Consider the following 17,060-nt stretch of genomic DNA (forward strand, 5'->3'; position numbering starts at 1 on the left):
ACAGGACAGAGGGGGGTGCGAAGGAACGCCGACGCTCCATACTTTTCCGCATCTCGAAGTCCGCCTAATGCCCAAAGTCTACATCTCCTCCGTTATCGCCGCCCCCGCCGCCGAGGTCTGGCGCATCGTGCGCGACTTCAACGGCCTGCCGTCCTGGACGCCGTTCGTTGCCGAGAGCCGCATCGAGCAGGGTGCGAAGGCCGACCAGATCGGCTGCATCCGCAATTTTACCCTCAAGGACGGCGGGCGCATCCGCGAAAGGCTGCTGGCGCTGTCGGACTACGACCTCAGTTGCACCTACACGATCCTCGAAAGCCCGATGGGCGTGTCGGATTATATCGCCACGCTGGCGCTGACGCCGGTGACCGACGGCAACGTCACCTTTGCCTCATGGCAGGCGGAGTTCGAGTGTCCGCCGGAGCGAGAGGCCGCGCTCGTCCAGCAAATCGGGCAGGGCGTTTTCCAGACCGCCTTCACTGCCTTGAAGCAGCGTTTCCGCTAGCGCCGCATGGTGAAAGTCCGGCAGAGCACCATCATCGACGCGCCGGTCGACGAGGTCTGGCGCTTGCTGCGCGATTTCAATGGGCACGACCGCTGGCATCCTGCCATCGCGTCTAGCGCCATCGAGGGCGGCGAGCCGGTCGATGCGGTCGGCGCCGTGCGGCGATTCCGGCTGAAGGATGGTGGCGAACTGCGCGAGCAGCTTCTGTCGCTGTCCGACCGCGACCGGCGGCTGACCTACTGCCTGCTGGAAGCACCGCTGCCGCTGATGGGTTATGTGGCGACCGTCGCGCTGAAGCCGGTGACGGATCGGGATCGGACCTTTTGGGAGTGGTCATCCGAGTTCCATCCGCCGGCGGAGCGTCGTGAGGAACTGGTGCGGCTGGTGACGGACGGAATCTATCGGGCAGGGTTTGAGGCGATAAGACGGCTGATTGGTCGGCCTCCCGCCTTCGGGACTTTGTCTCAATCTGCTCCGGCTGGCGATGCAGGGGCAAGACACGCGCCACAGGCATTTTCCTTCAGTCAGGACCAGAAGGCGATTCCAACGCAAGGCGGCGCCTTCATATCCCCACCCTCAACCCCTCCCCACAAGGGGGAGGGGCGCGCGTTCGGCGCTTCCGTCGCTCGAACCGGAGACGTTGTTCGTTTTGGCGCTGCAGTCGACGAATCCCCCTCCCCCTTGTGGGGAGGGGTTAGGGGTGGGGGTATCGAGCCGCAAGGAGCGACCCAGGACCGCACCCGCGCCATCGTCGTCGAGCGGCATGGCGGGCCGGAGGTGCTGCAATTGCGCGAAGTGCCGTTGCCGCCGCCAGGTCCGGGCGAGGCGCAGGTGCGCCACACCGCGATCGGCGTCAACTTCATCGACATCTATTGCCGTACCGGGTTTTTCGATCTTCTGAAGCCGCCCGGCGTGCCGGGCATGGAAGCGGCTGGATTGGTCGAGGCGCTGGGGCCGGGTGTGGAAGACCTCGCCGTCGGCGACCGGGTCGCCTATGCCGGGCCGCCGCTCGGCGCCTATTCGGAACGCACCAACCGGCCGGCGGAGATGCTGGTAAAACTCTCCGACGATATTCCCGACGATCTGGCGGCGGCTGGGCTGCTCAAGGGTGTCACCGCCAGCTTCCTGCTGCATGACGTGTTTGCCGTCCGGCCAGGCCACGTCGTGCTGGTGCATGCGGCGGCGGGCGGCGTCGGCCAGTTGCTGGTGCAGTGGGCAAAAAATCTTGGCGGCGTCGTGATCGCCACAACCTCCAGCGAGACCAAGGCTCGCGCGGTCGAGAAGCTGGGCGCCCGGCATGTACTTTCCTACGGCCGTGACGGGCATTTCGCCGAAGAGGTGATGCGCATCACCGGCGGGCGCGGCGCCGACGTCGTCTACGACGCGGTCGGAAAGGATACGTTTGCAGGTTCGTTGGCGGCGCTTGCCGTGCGCGGCCATCTGGTCAGCTTCGGCCAGGCGTCGGGTCCGGTAGGCGACTGGGACATCGGCCGCTTCGCGTCGAAATCGGTCACCGTGTCGCGGCCCAATTACGGGCACTACACCGACACGCCGGAACGGCTCGGCCCGCATGTGACACGCTTCTTCGCCGCGTTGCGCGCCGGCATCGTGTCGCTCGCCCCGCCGACGCGTTATCCGCTGGAGCGCGCCGCCGACGCGCATCGCGACCTCGAGGCGCGGGTAACCACCGGTTCACTGGTGCTGGTGCCATAGACGGGACGGCGGCGCGGACTGCATCAGGCAATGCATTTGAATTTGACCGCCGCCGGTGTCGGCCATTGCCGGGTCTTCAAAGCCGACACGACGCGACTTCGGAGAAAGAATAGGAAAAATTTCCTTGATCGTTTCCGCATCTCTGCTATTGTGTGCCTCGAACGGAGGCTGGAATGGACCGCGCGGAACGCGAAAATGAGCAGGAGACGCTGAAGGGCATCGCAGTGCTGCTGCTCAGGCTCGCCGTTCTGGCCGAGTTCCTGTGCGTCCTGCCGCTCTGGATTCGCGTTCCGGTGCTTTCGCTGCTGCGGCCGGCCGAGGCCGTCGCGCGGGCGTTTGCTGTCGGGCAGGCCGGCGGCGCGCTTGCCTTGCCGCCGGCCGTGTCCGGCGGGGTTGATGCCGATGGCTGCGCCGAGGCTTTGCGGCTCGCCCGCTGTTTCCGGGCGCTGGCCTTCGTCTTCGGCGGCTTGCAGGCTCTTGCTGGGCGGCGGCTGTTTCGCAGCGGGCTGGACGGGCGTCTTGCGCAAAGCGGGGCGGTGACGGGGTGGCGGGATCACGCAATGAAAGCACCGCGCGCAATGGCTTGCGGGGCGGCGGGGCGCATCGATACATCGTGACCGTCGGGCGGCATGCAGGGTTGACTTGTTGACGGTTCGAACGCCATCGCCTAGTGCGCTTGGCGGTAGGGGTGCTGGCATTCCGGTGCCAATGGCTGTCAAGGTTAACCGCCGCTGGTATCAGGCATCATGCTTGCTGGCGCGGCGCTTTCCCAGCAGCAGTTTTCGTTCCAGATGCGCGCGCAGCTCGGTGTAATAGGCGGTGAGGAAGGGGCGGGCGCGGTAGCCGCGATAGGGCATGCCGATCTTTTCGCCGATCGCCCTCGCGACCGTTTCGAGTGCCGAGTCGTTGTCGCCGCGCAGAATCTCCTCAAGCTTGTGCAATTCGGCAATGCCGTAGACGTCGAGTTGCGCCGGGGTGAAGCGGTAGGTGCTCGCGGCGAAATCCGTATGTTTCGTCAGGTCGTCGACCAGCACACGTTTCGGCGCCTCCACCACCCAGGTTCCGGCGAGCAGGTCGCCGATGCGCAGGCGGTCGCGGTTGAACAGCGGGAAAAGCGCAAAAATCAGCGCCCAGCCCAGGCCGAACACCGTCGTCAGCGTATCGGCAAGGCCGCTGCCGGCCTGCGCCACCAGCATGGAGAGCGGCAAAAACACTTCGATCTCGCGCATCAGGTTGCGGGCGATGACCTGGTCGATGGCGAGGCCCGAGCCGTCGCGCGAGGCGACGCGGATACCCATGATGCGCTTGCCCAGCGTGCGTGCGCCGCGGCCCGCCTCGAAGGCGAGGAAATAGGCGTTGCGCAGGAAGAAGATCAGCACGATCCAGACGACGACGACCGGCTCGGATCTGTCGAAGCCCAGCCCGCCGAGGCCCATGAAGGCAACGATGGTGATGATCAGGCCGGCCAGCATGATCATCACGGCATCGAGCAGGAAAGCGCTGGCGCGGGTGCCGGCGTCGGCCAGCGTCACGCGCAGGTCCACGCCTTCCGGCGTGACCAGCGGCCGGACGCGGGATACTGCCTCCCGGCGCCTAAGCTTCGCCATCTCGGTCCGCCCGGATCAGGTAGAAATAGACGATCCACAGTGCCAGGAACCCGCCGCCGATCGCGTAGCGGGCCAGATCGCTGGTGATGGTCTGGCGGCCGAAGCCTTCGAGCAGGCCGGCGGCCAGCAGCATGATGGCCACGCCGACCATGGCGCTCGCCGCCACGCGGCCCGCCTTGGCGGCGGCCTTCATGCGAGTCAGTTCACCGGGAAAGGCGATGCGGGTGCCGATGCGCATTCCCGCCGCGCCGGCGATCGCAATGGCGAAGAGCTCGGTGCTGCCATGGATCACCAGCCAGCCGCCGAGCTCGAAGCCGAGGCCCTTCGACCAGTAAACCTGGAACATCGCGCCGAGGATGCAGCCGTTCATCAGGATGAGCAGCACTGTCGGCACGGAGAGAGCGAAGCCGAGCGCGAAGGCGAGGATCGAGACCTGGACATTGTGGGTGAAAAGATAGGCGGCAAAGGTCGAGAGATAGCCGTCGCCGCTGTCGTAGAGGCCGCTCCGCAGCCAGTCGACCGAGGCGTCGGGGCCGCGGCCGCCGGCAAGCTCGGCGGGAATGATGGCGTCGAACCAGGTCTTGTCGGAGGCGACCAGCCGGAATGCCGCCACCGCGCCGACCAGCATCAGGCCGACCGAGACCAGCGTTTCGCGCCAGAGATCGCGTATCGCTTCGGGCCAGTCATGGATGAAGAAGGCGGCGATGCGCTCGATCAGGCCGCGCCGCGCGCCGTAGAGATAAAAATAGCCGCGCAGGCAGAGCGATTCGAGATAACCGATCAGCGCATTGTCGAGCGAGGTGGCGCGCGCCACCGACAGCGACGACAGTGTCGAACGGTAGAGTATGGGCAGCGACAGCAGCTCCTCGTCCGTCAGCGATTTGGGCGAGCGTTTCTCGGCGCGCGTCAGCAGGTCGTCGAACGCCTTCCAGTCGGCCTCGCGGTCGGAGCGGAAGCTGGCCAGCGACTGGCGCACGCCGTCGGCTGAGACGGGGGCGTTCACAGCACATCCTCCTGCTTCAGGTCGAGATAGTGCTGGACCAGCGCGGGGCCGAGCCGGCGGTGATCGGCCTCGACGACATGGGCGCCGAGGCGCCTCAGCTTGGCGATGACCACCTCGCGCTCGCGCAGAAGCCCGCCGGCAATGACCGAGCGCGCCACGTCCTCGGCTTTTTCCGGCTGCGTGTCGGAGAGCGTTTCCAGTTCCTCGTCCTTCATCAGCATGAACAGCACCATATGCCGTTCAGTCAGCCGCCCGACCGTGCGCAGCATCAGCTCGGCGCTGATCGGGTCGACGAAGTCGGTGAAGATGATGACCAGCGAGCGCCGGTCGAGCTGGGCCGACAGCGTGGTCAGCGCCAGGGTAAAATTGGTCTCCTCGTTGGAATAGTCGATCTCGGCGGCGCGTTTCTGGATCAACGAAAAACCGGTCGAGCCGCGCACCGCCTTGCCGACGATGCGGGGCCGCGCGTCGAAGCTGAACAGGCCGACCATGTCGCCGCCCTTCAGGGCGACGAAGGCGGTGAGCAGCGCCGCCGTCACCGCGCGGTCGAGTTTCGCCACGCCGTCGATCGGCTCGCACATCAGCCGGCCGCTGTCGATGGCGAGCACGATGTTGTTGTTCTGCTCGACGCGGAACTCGCGGGCGACCAGCTTGCCGTGGCGGGCGCTGCGCTTCCAGTCGATCATGCGGCGGCCCATGCCGGGCTGGTAGTCCTTCAGCGATTCGAATTCGCGGCCCTGGCCGGCGCGGCGCTGTTCCTGTCCGTCGGCAAGCGCCTCGCGCTGCAGCAGCCGGATCGCTTCGTCGCGGACGCCGCCGATGTTGGGCAATATCGCGACCTTGTTGTCCATCGGCAGGGCGACCTGCTTCCACACCAGCCCGAACGGACCGGGCCAGCGCAGCCACAGACGGTCGAGGCTCGCTATGCCGCGCCGCAACGCATGGAAATGCAGCTCCAGCGCGCCGCCCTCGGGCGTGGGGCGGAGCGTGCCGCCCGCCTCGCCGATCGGTTCGAGCCGCGTGTCGTGCGCCAGCCGAGCCTCGATCTTCGCGGGTGCACCACTGGCAAAGCGGGCGCTGATGAACACCGGAAAGCGGCCGCCAATGCCCACCTGCGGGGTCGATTTCAGATTGGCCTCCAGCGAGGCGCGGCCCGGGCCGGCCGTGGCGTCGACCAGCAGGAAGGCGAGCAGCAGGCAGATCCAGAGCAGTCCGAGATACCAGACCGATGGCAGCGCCAGCGCCACGAGAAAGGCCGGCACCGCGCCGAGGGCGGCCGCCCAGACCGACCGGCCGCTCGGGTAGATCAACGCGGCGCCTCCGTGACGTCGACCAGGTCGGCGACGATTTGCTCGACCTCGCGGCCGTCGATCTGCGCGGCGGGCGACAGCACGACGCGATGACGCAACGCCGGCACGGCCAGCGTCTTGACGTCATCGGGGATGACGTAGTTGCGTCCATCGAGCGCGGCGCGGGCGCGGGCGGCCCGCGCCAGCATCACACCGGCACGCGGGCTGGCGCCGACTTCCAGCTCCGCGCTGTCGCGGGTGGCGCGCACCAGCTTTGCGATGTAGCCGATGACCTCGTCGACCAGCGTCACCGAACCGACCGTGGCGATCGCGGCTTGCAGGTGTTCGCCGTCGAGTTGCGGCGCGATGTCGAAACTCTCGACCTTGTGCGAGCCGCCGCCGCCGTGATGGGCGATGATGGCGCGTTCTTCCTCGATGCTCGGGTAGGCGACACGGTGCTTGAACAGGAAGCGATCGAGCTGCGCCTCGGGCAGCGGATAGACGCCCTGGTGCTCGATCGGGTTCTGGGTGGCGACGACCATGAAGTTGGCGCCCAGCGAGTGCGTGGTGCCGTCGAAGGTGACGGCGTTCTCCTGCATGGCCTCCAGAAGTGCGGCCTGGGTCTTCGGCGGGGTGCGGTTGATCTCGTCGGCCAGCAGCAGGTCGCAGAAGATCGGGCCGCGGGTCAGCGTGAACTGCCCGGTCTGGAAATTGTAGATGTTGGAGCCGACGATGTCGCCCGGCATCAGGTCGGGCGTAAACTGGATGCGGCCATAGGTGACGCCGAGCGCCTGGGCGAAGCAGCGGGCGATCATCGTCTTGGCGGTGCCGGGCGGGCCTTCGAGCAATATGTGGCCGCCGGCGAACAGCGCGGTCAGCATCAGGTCGATCGTGTCGGCCTGGCCGGTGATCGCCTTGGCGACCTCCGCCCTGATGCCGGCGGCGACAGTCTTCACATCATCGACGTTCACGCAAATTCCTCGATATCCATTGATGGAGCCCTCGCGCCGCCGCCGTCAGGTCCGGTTCGTTCGTGGCGCCACGCACTGCTTTCGCCCGCTCTGCATAGCCGTCCCCGCCGTCCTTGTCGCGGGCCGCATGCCATTGGTCGAGCGCGTCGCCCTGCATTCCGTGCGGGGCGCCGAGAAGCAGGCCGGCACGCTGGCGCATCTGCGCCGCATAACGTCCGCCGAGCCCGTCCAGCCGTCCGGCCCGGCGCATCAGCGTCGCGGTGGTCTCGACCAGCGCCTTCTTGCCGAAGGGGATCGCCCGCGTTTCCGGCGCAGCCGGCCCGAAACGCCCGAGACCGTGCAGGACGGCCAGCGCCGAGGCGGCGAGGATCGACAGCGTCAAGGCGAGGAAGGGTGGCTCGATCAGCAGCTTGAGAAGGTCATGCTTGCGGTTAGCGCCATGCAGCGTGAGGTCGAAGATGACAGGGTCACTGTTGGGCCTGACCATGTCGATCAGGCCGATCGCCGCCGCCGCGCGGTCCGGATCCTTCAGCGCCGCATTGTCGAGCAGATCCGGGTCTGTCAGCACGAAAAACGGCTCGTCCTTGGCCTTGATCAGGACGCCCTTGCCCGGGCCGGCCGAGATCAGGGCGTCGTCTGCTGCTGCTGCCCACTGCAAATCCTTGGGGGCAGGGGCGGCGAACCGGCCGTTCGCGGCGGCGAGGCGATCGACCGTCGCCTTCTCCGTACCGATCTTGGTTTCCACGAAACGAACGAGCCACTGGTCGACGCTGCCTGCCGACAGCCGTCCAAACTGCATCTCCCAGCCTTCATGGCTCGGCAAAGGCGCGGTGCTCCATTTCGGCAGGACGAACAGCGTCTCGCTTCCCGAGCGCGCGTCGAGGATTTCCTTCAAGGCTTCTGGGTCGCTTTGCGGCGAGATCGTCACGATGACCAGGCTGTCCGAATAGAGATCGTCCACGCTTCGCGCCGTCTCGGGCTCGTCGTCCATCAGCGTCATCAGATCGACGAGGCCGGCGAAGCCGGCGCCGCTTTTCGACAGAGCGGAGGAGCCGCCCTGCTGCCCAAGGCGGAAGTCGGGGGCATAGGTGGAGAGGAGCACGAAGCCGGCTGCGGCCAGCAGGCTGGCGAGCACGCCCCAGAACACGGTTCGCCGGTTGAACGGTGCGCCGGTTGCTGGGGAAGTGGCCTCGAGGCTCACGCCCAGGCATCCCTGAAGGCGAAGCGCTCATAGGCGCCGCGCGCTTCCCGCCAACCCTCGGCGCCGACCGGTTTTTTCGCGAACAGCGCCGCCTCGACGATCTGGGCGATCTGCGAGAACGCGCCGCGCGCCCGCGCCGGCAGCGACGCCGCGCCAGCTATGTCGCGGGCCGTCAGCGATGGCCGCAGGAAATCCGGCAGGCGGTCGGAAATGTCCTCGACGCTGCGGCGCAGAAGAAGATGCACCGCCTCGTCATATTGCCCGCGCTCGGCCAGCGCGTCGGCCTCGGAAAGCAGGATCTGCGCCTTCGCCGCGTCCGGGCGCCAGGTTTCCTCAGCTTCGGCCTCGACAGCGTCGCGCTGCCAGGGGAAGCGCCAGGCGACGCCCCGGAGTTCGAGGACGATCAGAAGCAGGATGACCGCCGCGCCGGCGATGACGGCGGTCCAGAACATGTAGATGAAGTAGGGTGCCAGCCATCGGAAGAGATCGGCCAGCGGCTGCAGCCATTCGGGCGGTTTTGGCGGCACATAGGCGGGCAGGTCGAACTGGATCGAATCGTCGGCGATCAACCGGCGATGGGCCTCGGCCAGTCGTTCGGCCGTCCCGTCCAACACTGCGTCGGTTTCGTCCATGCGTGCTCCGCGCGACCCCGGCAATCACTGACAATCTTGTCTGAAAAATGCAAGCAAGACTGGACGAAGCGCGGCAAGATTGGCAACCTTGCGTGGAAACGCAGTGGGGATGGTTGCTGCGAGCCAGAGAGGGCGACATGACCATGGCAAGTTACGACCGGCCGGCGAGTTTTCGCATCGGCCGGGTGTTTGGCGATACGTTCAGCGTGCTCGGCCGCAATCTCGGGCTCTGCATCGGGCTGGCGGCGATTTTTTCCGGTATTCCAACATTCCTTTTTCAGCTCTGGACGCAAAGCCAGGTTGCGGCCGCATTGGCGCCAGAAGCGGGAGCGGCGTTCGGATGGTCTTCAGTCACCTCGGGGATTGGCGGCATCCTGGTCTACTTCATATTCGGATCTTTGCTCCAGGCTGCGCTTGTGCGGGCTACGATCGAAGATTTGAACGGCCAGCAACCGTCGTTCGCGGACAGTCTAAACAGGGCGATCGCCGTCTTGCTGCCGGTGATAGGGCTGTCGTTGGTGGTCGGCATCGGGATCGGTCTTGCCTCGATGCTGCTTCTCGTGCCCGGTATCATCTTATTCCTGCGCTGGGCGGTCGCAGTGCCCGTGCTGGTTCAGGAACGGCTAGGAGTGAATGACAGCCTGTCGCGAAGCGCGAATTTGACGAAGGGAAACCGCTGGGCGTTACTCGGCTTTTTCGTGATATTGTATGTGGCGCTTATCGTACTGCAAATGGTGCTCGAACTTGCGGCTGGGGCGGTGATCCCCTTGGTGGGAGATGTGATCGGGGCTGCGTTGCTGGCGCTGGCGTCGACGATATCGACCATGGTGGCGTCGATCGCCAGCGCAGTTAGCTATGTCGAACTGCGCTACGTCAAGGAAGGCACGGACGTGAAGGAACTCGCGGAGATTTTCGCCTAGCGTCTCTCGGCTTGGCCATGGGAACTGATGCCGGCCCCGTGCCTTCCGGGCCGGCATCGCAAATGCCGCATTGCACAATAGCCGGCGGCGCGCAAAATGCGGCATGGCTCCAGCATCCCTTGCCATACTGGTCATCGACGAGAACCGCATCCGCGCCGCGATCATCGAGGCGGGGCTGCGCGAGGCCGGCCATGACCGGGTGACGCTGGTGCATGACGTTGCCGGCATCGCGCGGCGCATCGCCGAGATCAATCCCGACGTCATCGTCATCGACCTGGAGAACCCCAATCGCGACATGCTGGAGAACATGTTCCAACTGTCTCGCGCGGTGAAACGTCCCATTGCCATGTTCGTCGACCGTTCCGACAGCGCTTCCATCGAGGCGGCGATAGACGCCGGCGTGTCGGCCTATATCGTCGACGGGCTGAAGCGCGAACGGGTGAAGCCGATCCTCGACCTGGCGATCAGCCGCTTCAATGCTTTTTCGCGGCTGTCGCGTGAACTGGAGGAGGCGCGCAGCGAACTCGAGGACCGCAAGGCGGTCGAGAAGGCCAAGGGCATCCTGATGAAATCGCGGGGACTGCAGGAGGCGGAAGCCTACGCGCTGCTGCGCAAGACCGCCATGAACCAGAACCGCAGGATCGGCGAGGTGGCGCGCAGCCTGATCCTGGCCGCCGGCCTGCTCGGCCCGGGAGACGACGCATGAGCACCGACGCGCCGCACCAGATCACCGCCGGGTTCCTGCCGCTGTTGGACAGCGCCCTGCTGGTCGCGGCGAAGGAGGCGGGATTCGCGGCGCAAGAGGGCGTGGACCTGACCCTGGCGCGCGAGACATCCTGGGCGAACATCCGCGACCGGCTGGCGGTCGGCCATTTCCAAGTGGCGCACATGCTGGCGCCGATGCCGATCGCCTGCAATCTCGGGCTGACGCCACTCGCCGCGCGCACCGTGGCGCCGATGGCGCTTGGGCTGGGCGGCAACGCGGTGACGGTGTCCAATCCGCTTTGGCAGGCGCTGGCCGCGCATGGCGCGACCGGCGATCTCGCCCCACGCGAGGTCGGCGCCGCGCTGAAGAAGGTGGTCGCGGAACGGGCGCGCGCCGGCCGGCCGCCTCTGCGCTTCGCGGTCGTGCATCCGCATTCGGGCCACAACTACGAGCTTCGGTACTGGCTGGCCGCCTGCGCGGTGGACCCTGAGCGCGACATCGACATCGTCATCGTGCCGCCGCCGCTAATGGCGGACGCGCTAGGCTCCGGGGCGATCGACGGCTATTGCGTCGGCGAGCCGTGGAACACGGCTGCCGTCGCCCTCGGCCACGGACGTATCGCCACGGTCAAGGCGGCGATATGGCGCTCAAGCCCTGAAAAGGTGCTGGGCGTCGCGCAATCTTGGGCGGAGGCCAGGCCGGAGGCGCTGGCAGCACTGCTGCGCGCGCTTTACCGCGCCGCGCAATGGTGCGCCGATCCCGACAACCACGCCGAACTGGCCGGCATGCTGGCGTCGCCCGCCTATGTCGGGCGGCCGGCCGACTGGATGCTGCCGGCGCTGTCGGGCCGGCTCCGCACCGGTCCCGAAAGCACGGTCGGCGTCGCGGACTTTTTTGTACCTCTGGCCAAAGCGGCAACCTTTCCGTGGAAAAGCCACGCGCTGTGGTTCTACAGCCAGATGGCGCGCTGGGGGCAGGTCGAGCACAATGCCGCAAACGCGGCGATCGCACGCGAGACATACCGGCCGGACCTCTATCGCGCGGCGCTCAGGCCGCTCGGCGTGCCGCTGCCCGGCGCCAACGCCAAGGTGGAGGGCGCGCTGAAGGCGGAAACACCCGTCGGTTCGGCCGGCGCCAGCCTGACGCTCGGGCCGGACGGGTTCTTCGACGGAAGCCTGTTCGATCCCGACCGACTCGACGCCTATATCGCCGCGCAACGCCGCCTCGACGTAGCGTGATCATCGAGTGATCGTATTTGTGCATCGCACAATAAATGGGCAATATGGCGGGCGATTGACTATCGTTTGACCGGCTGTCCGAATCCCGCCCGATCGGTATGTTTTATAAGCGTTTGAAATAAAATAACTTTTCTCTTATTTTTCAAATTGGCACGGTTCGTGCTTCGATAATTGCGAGGCCCTCGGGCCAATGACATCGGCGTCCAATGGCGGGCGCCTTCCAGGCAAAGCTGCCGCTCAAGTCGAAATGCGATGCCGGATTTCCGGACGCAAGGACTTGGCCGGCGGCTTTTTTGTTTTCGCGATCCATCCCGGCTTGGCGCAGTCCATGCCGCTCAACGGAGCCGACAATGACAGAAAGCTTCCCAGCCGCGCCAAGCCAGGACAAAGCCTCGACTCGCGCGCTTGCCATGTCCACCATCGCCTTCACCGTCTGCTTCGCGGTGTGGACGATCTTTTCCATCATCGGCGTGCGCATCAAGCAGGAACTCGGCCTCAGCGAAACGCAGTTCGGCCTGCTGGTCGGAACGCCGATCCTCACCGGCTCGCTGGTGCGCATCGTGCTCGGCGTGTGGACCGACCGTTTCGGCGGCAGGCTCGTTTACACTGCAACGATGCTGGCCGCGGCCATCGCGACATTCCTGCTCGCCTTCGCGCATACCTACACGCAGATGCTGTTCGCCGCGCTCGGCGTCGGTCTCGCTGGAGGCTCGTTCGCCGTCGGTGTCGCCTATGTGTCGCGTTTCTTCCCGGCAGGGAAGCAGGGCACCGCGCTCGGTATATTCGGCGTCGGCAATGTCGGCGCGGCGGTGACGAAGTTTTTGGCGCCTTTCGTCCTGTTGGCCGCAGGTTGGCAGAGCGTTGCCGTGATCTGGGCGTGTGTGCTCGCCTTCATGGCCTTCATCTTCTGGTTCGGCACAGAGGACGACCCCGTCATCAAGCAGCGCCGCCTGTCCGGTGCCGGCCAGCCGCGCAGCTTTTGGGCGGAGTTCCAGCCGTTGAAGGATGTGCGCGTCTGGCGCTTCGGCCTCTACTACTTCTTCGTCTTCGGAGGCTTTGTGGCTCTGGCGCTGTGGCTGCCGCGATACCTGATCGGCGTCTACGGATTCGACATCGCCACCGCCGGCATGATCGGCGCGGCCTATTCGATCCCGGCCTCGATCTTCCGGGCCTATGGCGGCGTGCTGTCCGACCGCCTCGGCGCGCGCACCGTGCTCTACTGGACCTTCGTCGTGTCGGCCGTGTGCTGCGCGGTGCTGGCGCTGCCGACGACCGACTATACGGTGCGCGGCATCAACGGCCCGATCGCCTTCCACTTCGAAATCGGCTGGCTGGCTTTCATCGCGATTGCCTTCGTGCTGGGCTTCTTCATGGCGATCGGCAAGGCCGCCGTCTACAAACACATCCCTGTCTACTACCCGCAGAGTGTCGGCGCTGTCGGTGGCCTCGTCGGCATGATCGGCGGCCTTGGTGGCTTCGTGCTGCCGATTGCCTTCGGTGCGCTGAACGATCTGACCGGCGTCTGGTCGAGCTGCTTCATGCTGCTGTTCGTGGTCGTCGCGGCGTGCCTCGCCTGGATGCACGCGGCAATCCTGCGGATGAACCGCGACGCCTCGATGGCGCGCGAGCCGGCACTCGTCGCGGCGGCCGAGTGAACCGGGAGGCCGCGACATGACCGAGAAACTCGTCATCATCGGCAACGGCATGGCGCCCGGCAGGATGCTGGAGCATCTGCTGGACGCCGCGCCCGGCCGCTACCAGGTCACCATTTTCAACGCCGAGCCGCGCGTCAACTACGACCGCATCATGCTGTCGCCGGTGCTCTCCGGCGAGAAGGATTTCGAGGAGATCGTCATCCATGGCGATGGCTGGTACATCAAGCACGGCATCACGCTCTACAAGGGTCACAGGATCGTCTCGATCGATCGCGAGGCGAAGACGGTGACCTCCGACCATGGCGTGACCGAGAGCTACGACCGGCTGGTGATCGCCACCGGTTCTGTGCCGTTCATCATCCCGGTGCCGGGCAAGGATCTTCCGGGTGTCCTGACCTATCGCGACCTCGACGACGTCAACGCCATGTTGCTCGCGGCGCAGTCGCGGGCCAAGGCGGTCGTCATCGGCGGTGGCCTGCTCGGGCTCGAAGCTGCGGCCGGCCTGCGCATGCGCGACATGGACGTGACCGTGCTGCATGTCATGCCGACGCTGATGGAGCGTCAGCTCGATCCGACCGCCGGCTACCTGCTGCAAAAGGCGGTGGAGGCGCGCGGCATCAAGGTGGTGACCAAGGCCAACACAAAGGCCATCGTCGGCGACGGCAAGGTCCAGGGTATCGAACTGGCTGACGGAACGGTCATACCGGCCGATCTCGTCGTCATGGCCGTCGGCATCCGGCCGAGCGCCGCGCTCGCGAAAGATGCCGGGCTGGAAGTCAATCGCGGCATCGTCGTCGATGCCGGCATGCGCACCTCCGATCCGGATATTTTTGCGCTCGGCGAATGCGCCGAGGTCGGCGGCAATGTCTACGGGCTTGTGGCGCCGCTCTACGAGATGGCGCGGGTGGCCGCGTCGCGGCTTGCCGGCGACGGCGCGGCGGGCTTCGTCCACATGGACACGCCGACCAAGCTCAAGGTCACCGGCATCGACCTCTATTCGCTGGGCGATTTCGCCGACGGCGACGACCGCGAAGAGATCGTTCTGCGCGATGCAGCCTCCGGCATCTACAAGCGGCTGGTGCTGAAGGACAACCGCGTCATCGGCACGGTGCTCTATGGCGAGACCGGCGACGGCGCCTGGTTCAACGATCTGAAGAAAAAACAGACCGACATTTCGGAGATGCGCGATACGCTGATCTTCGGCCAGGCGTATCAGGGAGGGTCCCCGCTGGACCCTATGGCGGCCGTTGCGGCACTGGCGGATGATGCGGAAATCTGCGGCTGCAACGGCGTCTGCAAGGGCAAGATCACCGGGGCGATCACCGGCAAGGGGCTGACCGGCCTCGATGATGTGCGTGCCCACACCAAGGCGTCCGCCTCGTGCGGCTCCTGCACGGGGCTGGTCGAGCAACTGCTGAAGCTGACGCTCGGCGACAGCTACAATCCTGCCGCTGTCCAGCCTATGTGTTCCTGTACGACGCTCGGGCACGACGATGTGCGCCGGCTGATCAAGGCCAAGGGGCTGAAGACCATTCCCGCAATCATGCAGGAGCTTCAGTGGAAGACCTCCTGCGGCTGCGCAAAATGCCGGCCGGCGCTCAACTACTACCTCGTCTGCGACTGGCCGGATGAATATGCCGACGACTACCAGTCGCGCTTCATCAACGAGCGCGTCCACGCCAACATCCAGAAGGATGGCACCTATTCGGTGGTGCCGCGCATGTGGGGCGGCATGACCTCGTCGAAGGAACTGCGCGCCATCGCCGACGTCGTCGACAAGTTCGCGATCCCGGCGGTGAAGGTCACCGGCGGACAGCGCATCGACATGCTGGGCATCCGCAAGCAGGATCTGCCGGCGGTCTGGGCCGATCTCGGCAAGGCCGGCTTCGTCTCGGGCCAGGCCTATGCCAAGGGCCTGCGCACGGTAAAAACCTGCGTCGGCACCGATTGGTGCCGGTTCGGCACGCAGGATTCGACCGGGCTGGGCATCCGCATCGAAAAATTCATGTGGGGCTCGTGGACGCCGGCCAAGGTCAAGATGGCGGTGTCGGGCTGTCCGCGCAACTGCGCCGAGGCCACCTGCAAGGACGTCGGCGTGATCTGTGTCGATTCAGGCTACGAGATCCATTTCGCCGGCGCCGCCGGCCTCGACATCAAGGGCACCGAGGTGCTCGGCCTAGTCAGGAGCGAAGACGAGGCGCTGGAGGTCATCGTCGCGCTGACACAGATGTACCGTGAGCAGGCGCGCTATCTCGAGCGCATCTACAAATGGGCCAAGCGTATCGGCATCGCGGAGATCAAGCGCCAGGTCCTCGATGATCTCGAGAAGCGGAAAGCCTACTACGAACGCTTCGTGTTTTCCCAAAAGTTCGCGCAGGTCGATCCCTGGTCGGAGCGCGTCTCCGGCAAGGACAAGCACGAGTTCCAGCCGCTCGCGGCGGTCGGTTTCGCGCAGGCTGCTGAATGAAGTCAGGCGGCATCCTTCAGGCGCCGGCGGGCGGCTTCGGCAAGGAAGGCCGACCGCGACTGACCGGCCGCCGCAGCGGCGCGATCCACCGCGTCGAGCAGCGTTTCATCCATCGAAATGTTGAGGCGCACGGCGCGGCCGGGAAGATCGACCGAAACCAATGTCAGGATCGCGCCCGCGGCGGCGTCCTGAAATCCGGCATCGGCTCGCAACTCCGCCAGGCTGCGCGGCACCGGCAGCGGGTCGCCGTCCTCGACCATTCCGGCGACATGAAACGTGAGGGCCTCCGCGCCCTTGCGCAACACTTCCTCTTCGGTCCTGCCCGTCGATATGCAACCGGGAAAGTCGGGGAAGGAAATACCGAAGACGCCGTCTTCCTCGTGGACCAGGGCATAGGCAAGCGGCATCGTTTCCTGTCTCCTTATGCTTGGCGATCACCACTGCCAGCCGGCCTGCCGGTAGATGGATCGCAGGGTGCCGGTGGGAATCGGATCGGCGCCCATATCGAGCGTAACTTTTCCCGGTTTCTCGGGATGGACGTATTGAACGTGATCGCCTGGGCCTTTGCGTTTCACCGTCCAGCCTTCGCGCCGCAACCTTGCCGCGATTTCCCTCGGAGTCCGGTTGCTTTTTCCGGGCACAGGCTACGTTCCAATCGACTACACAATTGTACACAACATTCTGGCGCGCGGCAAGCGGGATCGAAAACACCTGCCGGTCTCCCTCAAGTTCGGAACCCGTGAAATGAACGCGATGAACTGGACACCCATCGGCATGCTCGCCGACATCCCGCAGCGCGGCGCGCGCTGCGTCGACACCCCGCAAGGCAAGATCGGCGTTTTCCGCACGGCGGAAGACCGTGTCTTCGCCATCGAGGACCACTGCCCACACAAAGGCGGGCCGCTCAGCCAGGGCATCATCCATGGCGCTGCGGTCACCTGCCCGCTGCACAACTGGGTGTTCTCGCTGGAAACCGGCAAGGCGCAAGGTGCGGACGAGGGCGCGGTCAGGACGATCCCGGTCAAGGTTGAGGGCGGCCGCCTGTTCATAGCACTCGACGCTGTGGCGCTGAAGGCGGCTTGAGGAATGCAGGATGCACGCGAGGTGAGGACCACCTGCCCCTATTGCGGGGTGGGTTGCGGCGTGCTGGCGCGGG

Annotated in this window: 18 protein-coding genes; 10 read left to right on the forward strand and 8 right to left on the reverse strand. The window is 65.8% G+C overall.

What is annotated here, in order from left to right; genetic code table 11:
• Nucleotides 1-67: 67 nt before the first annotated feature.
• The 3 genes from ACH196_RS08495 (at nt 68) to ACH196_RS08505 (ending at nt 2,832) form a co-directional block, all read left to right on the forward strand.
• Complete coding sequence (locus ACH196_RS08495) at nt 68-502, forward strand: SRPBCC family protein (RefSeq protein ID WP_396646443.1); 435 nt, start codon at nt 68-70, stop codon at nt 500-502.
• A 6-nt stretch (nt 503-508) separates the two neighbouring features.
• Nucleotides 509-2,215 carry an SRPBCC family protein gene (locus tag ACH196_RS08500; RefSeq protein ID WP_396646444.1) on the forward strand — a complete coding sequence of 569 codons (1,707 nt, stop codon included), beginning with the start codon at nt 509-511 and terminating at the stop codon, nt 2,213-2,215.
• A 173-nt stretch (nt 2,216-2,388) separates the two neighbouring features.
• Nucleotides 2,389-2,832, forward strand: a complete 444-nt coding sequence (locus ACH196_RS08505) for a hypothetical protein (protein WP_396646445.1) — start codon at nt 2,389-2,391, stop codon at nt 2,830-2,832.
• A gap of 120 nt (nt 2,833-2,952) precedes the next feature.
• On the opposite strand, the gene ACH196_RS08510 is transcribed toward ACH196_RS08505, so the two are convergent.
• Genes ACH196_RS08510 through ACH196_RS08535 form a run of 6 tightly spaced genes read right to left on the reverse strand, consistent with a single transcriptional unit; the run spans nt 2,953 to nt 8,918 of the window.
• Nucleotides 2,953-3,822, reverse strand: coding sequence for an RDD family protein (locus ACH196_RS08510; RefSeq protein WP_396646446.1), 870 nt, complete (start codon nt 3,820-3,822; stop codon nt 2,953-2,955).
• Nucleotides 3,809-4,825 carry a stage II sporulation protein M gene (locus ACH196_RS08515; protein WP_396646447.1) on the reverse strand — a complete coding sequence of 339 codons (1,017 nt, stop codon included), beginning with the start codon at nt 4,823-4,825 and terminating at the stop codon, nt 3,809-3,811. The genes ACH196_RS08510 and ACH196_RS08515 overlap by 14 nt, the downstream gene beginning before the upstream one ends.
• Complete coding sequence (locus ACH196_RS08520) at nt 4,822-6,135, reverse strand: DUF58 domain-containing protein (RefSeq protein ID WP_396646448.1); 1,314 nt, start codon at nt 6,133-6,135, stop codon at nt 4,822-4,824. The genes ACH196_RS08515 and ACH196_RS08520 overlap by 4 nt, the downstream gene beginning before the upstream one ends.
• Nucleotides 6,132-7,085: an AAA family ATPase gene (locus ACH196_RS08525; RefSeq protein WP_396646449.1), complete on the reverse strand. Its 954-nt coding sequence runs from the start codon at nt 7,083-7,085 to the stop codon at nt 6,132-6,134. Before ACH196_RS08525 ends, ACH196_RS08520 begins: the two co-directional genes overlap by 4 nt.
• A complete protein-coding gene (locus ACH196_RS08530; protein ID WP_396646450.1) occupies nt 7,072-8,286 on the reverse strand; it encodes a DUF4350 domain-containing protein in 1,215 nt (404 codons plus the stop codon). Before ACH196_RS08530 ends, ACH196_RS08525 begins: the two co-directional genes overlap by 14 nt.
• Nucleotides 8,283-8,918: a DUF4129 domain-containing protein gene (locus ACH196_RS08535; RefSeq protein WP_396646451.1), complete on the reverse strand. Its 636-nt coding sequence runs from the start codon at nt 8,916-8,918 to the stop codon at nt 8,283-8,285. The genes ACH196_RS08530 and ACH196_RS08535 overlap by 4 nt, the downstream gene beginning before the upstream one ends.
• Nucleotides 8,919-9,055: 137 nt before the next feature.
• On the opposite strand from ACH196_RS08535, the gene ACH196_RS08540 reads away from it, so the two are divergent.
• From ACH196_RS08540 to nirB, 5 genes are all read left to right on the forward strand, one after another.
• Nucleotides 9,056-9,838: a glycerophosphoryl diester phosphodiesterase membrane domain-containing protein gene (locus ACH196_RS08540; RefSeq protein WP_396646452.1), complete on the forward strand. Its 783-nt coding sequence runs from the start codon at nt 9,056-9,058 to the stop codon at nt 9,836-9,838.
• A 103-nt stretch (nt 9,839-9,941) separates the two neighbouring features.
• Complete coding sequence (locus ACH196_RS08545) at nt 9,942-10,544, forward strand: ANTAR domain-containing response regulator (protein WP_396646453.1); 603 nt, start codon at nt 9,942-9,944, stop codon at nt 10,542-10,544.
• Entirely contained in the window at nt 10,541-11,782 is a 1,242-nt protein-coding gene (locus ACH196_RS08550; protein WP_396646454.1) for a CmpA/NrtA family ABC transporter substrate-binding protein, read from the forward strand. Before ACH196_RS08545 ends, ACH196_RS08550 begins: the two co-directional genes overlap by 4 nt.
• 350 nt (nt 11,783-12,132) lie before the next feature.
• The gene (locus ACH196_RS08555; protein ID WP_396646455.1) at nt 12,133-13,437 is read left to right on the forward strand and encodes a nitrate/nitrite transporter; all 1,305 of its coding nucleotides are present in this window, start codon (nt 12,133-12,135) and stop codon (nt 13,435-13,437) included.
• Between the two features lie 16 nt (nt 13,438-13,453).
• Complete coding sequence (gene nirB / locus ACH196_RS08560) at nt 13,454-15,904, forward strand: nitrite reductase large subunit NirB (protein WP_396646456.1); 2,451 nt, start codon at nt 13,454-13,456, stop codon at nt 15,902-15,904.
• A gap of 2 nt (nt 15,905-15,906) precedes the next feature.
• On the opposite strand, the gene ACH196_RS08565 is transcribed toward nirB, so the two are convergent.
• Nucleotides 15,907-16,311, reverse strand: coding sequence for a type II toxin-antitoxin system HicB family antitoxin (locus ACH196_RS08565; RefSeq protein ID WP_396646457.1), 405 nt, complete (start codon nt 16,309-16,311; stop codon nt 15,907-15,909).
• 27 nt (nt 16,312-16,338) lie between these two features.
• Nucleotides 16,339-16,545, reverse strand: coding sequence for a type II toxin-antitoxin system HicA family toxin (locus tag ACH196_RS08570; protein WP_396646458.1), 207 nt, complete (start codon nt 16,543-16,545; stop codon nt 16,339-16,341).
• A gap of 112 nt (nt 16,546-16,657) precedes the next feature.
• Between ACH196_RS08570 and nirD the strand changes: the two genes are divergently transcribed.
• Entirely contained in the window at nt 16,658-16,987 is a 330-nt protein-coding gene (gene nirD, locus ACH196_RS08575) for a nitrite reductase small subunit NirD (RefSeq protein ID WP_396646468.1), read from the forward strand.
• Nucleotides 16,988-16,990: 3 nt separating this feature from the next.
• On the forward strand, nt 16,991-17,060 hold a 70-nt coding region (locus tag ACH196_RS08580), incomplete at its 3' end, for a hypothetical protein (protein WP_396646469.1).

This window comes from Mesorhizobium sp. IMUNJ 23232, from assembly GCF_044326205.1.
Lineage (GTDB): Bacteria > Pseudomonadota > Alphaproteobacteria > Rhizobiales > Rhizobiaceae > Kumtagia.

Excerpts from the sequence above, each read along its gene's own strand:
- ACH196_RS08565 (WP_396646457.1), bottom strand. The coding sequence starts at position 16,311 with ATGCCGCTTGCCTATGCCCTGGTCCACGAGGAAGACGGCGTCTTCGGT.
- ACH196_RS08510 (WP_396646446.1), bottom strand. The coding sequence starts at position 3,822 with ATGGCGAAGCTTAGGCGCCGGGAGGCAGTATCCCGCGTCCGGCCGCTG.
- ACH196_RS08555 (WP_396646455.1), top strand. The coding sequence starts at position 12,133 with ATGACAGAAAGCTTCCCAGCCGCGCCAAGCCAGGACAAAGCCTCGACT.
- nirB (WP_396646456.1), top strand. The coding sequence starts at position 13,454 with ATGACCGAGAAACTCGTCATCATCGGCAACGGCATGGCGCCCGGCAGG.
- ACH196_RS08500 (WP_396646444.1), top strand. The coding sequence starts at position 509 with ATGGTGAAAGTCCGGCAGAGCACCATCATCGACGCGCCGGTCGACGAG.
- ACH196_RS08505 (WP_396646445.1), top strand. The coding sequence starts at position 2,389 with ATGGACCGCGCGGAACGCGAAAATGAGCAGGAGACGCTGAAGGGCATC.
- ACH196_RS08535 (WP_396646451.1), bottom strand. The coding sequence starts at position 8,918 with ATGGACGAAACCGACGCAGTGTTGGACGGGACGGCCGAACGACTGGCC.
- ACH196_RS08495 (WP_396646443.1), top strand. The coding sequence starts at position 68 with ATGCCCAAAGTCTACATCTCCTCCGTTATCGCCGCCCCCGCCGCCGAG.
- ACH196_RS08545 (WP_396646453.1), top strand. The coding sequence starts at position 9,942 with ATGGCTCCAGCATCCCTTGCCATACTGGTCATCGACGAGAACCGCATC.
- ACH196_RS08540 (WP_396646452.1), top strand. The coding sequence starts at position 9,056 with ATGACCATGGCAAGTTACGACCGGCCGGCGAGTTTTCGCATCGGCCGG.
- nirD (WP_396646468.1), top strand. The coding sequence starts at position 16,658 with ATGAACTGGACACCCATCGGCATGCTCGCCGACATCCCGCAGCGCGGC.
- ACH196_RS08550 (WP_396646454.1), top strand. The coding sequence starts at position 10,541 with ATGAGCACCGACGCGCCGCACCAGATCACCGCCGGGTTCCTGCCGCTG.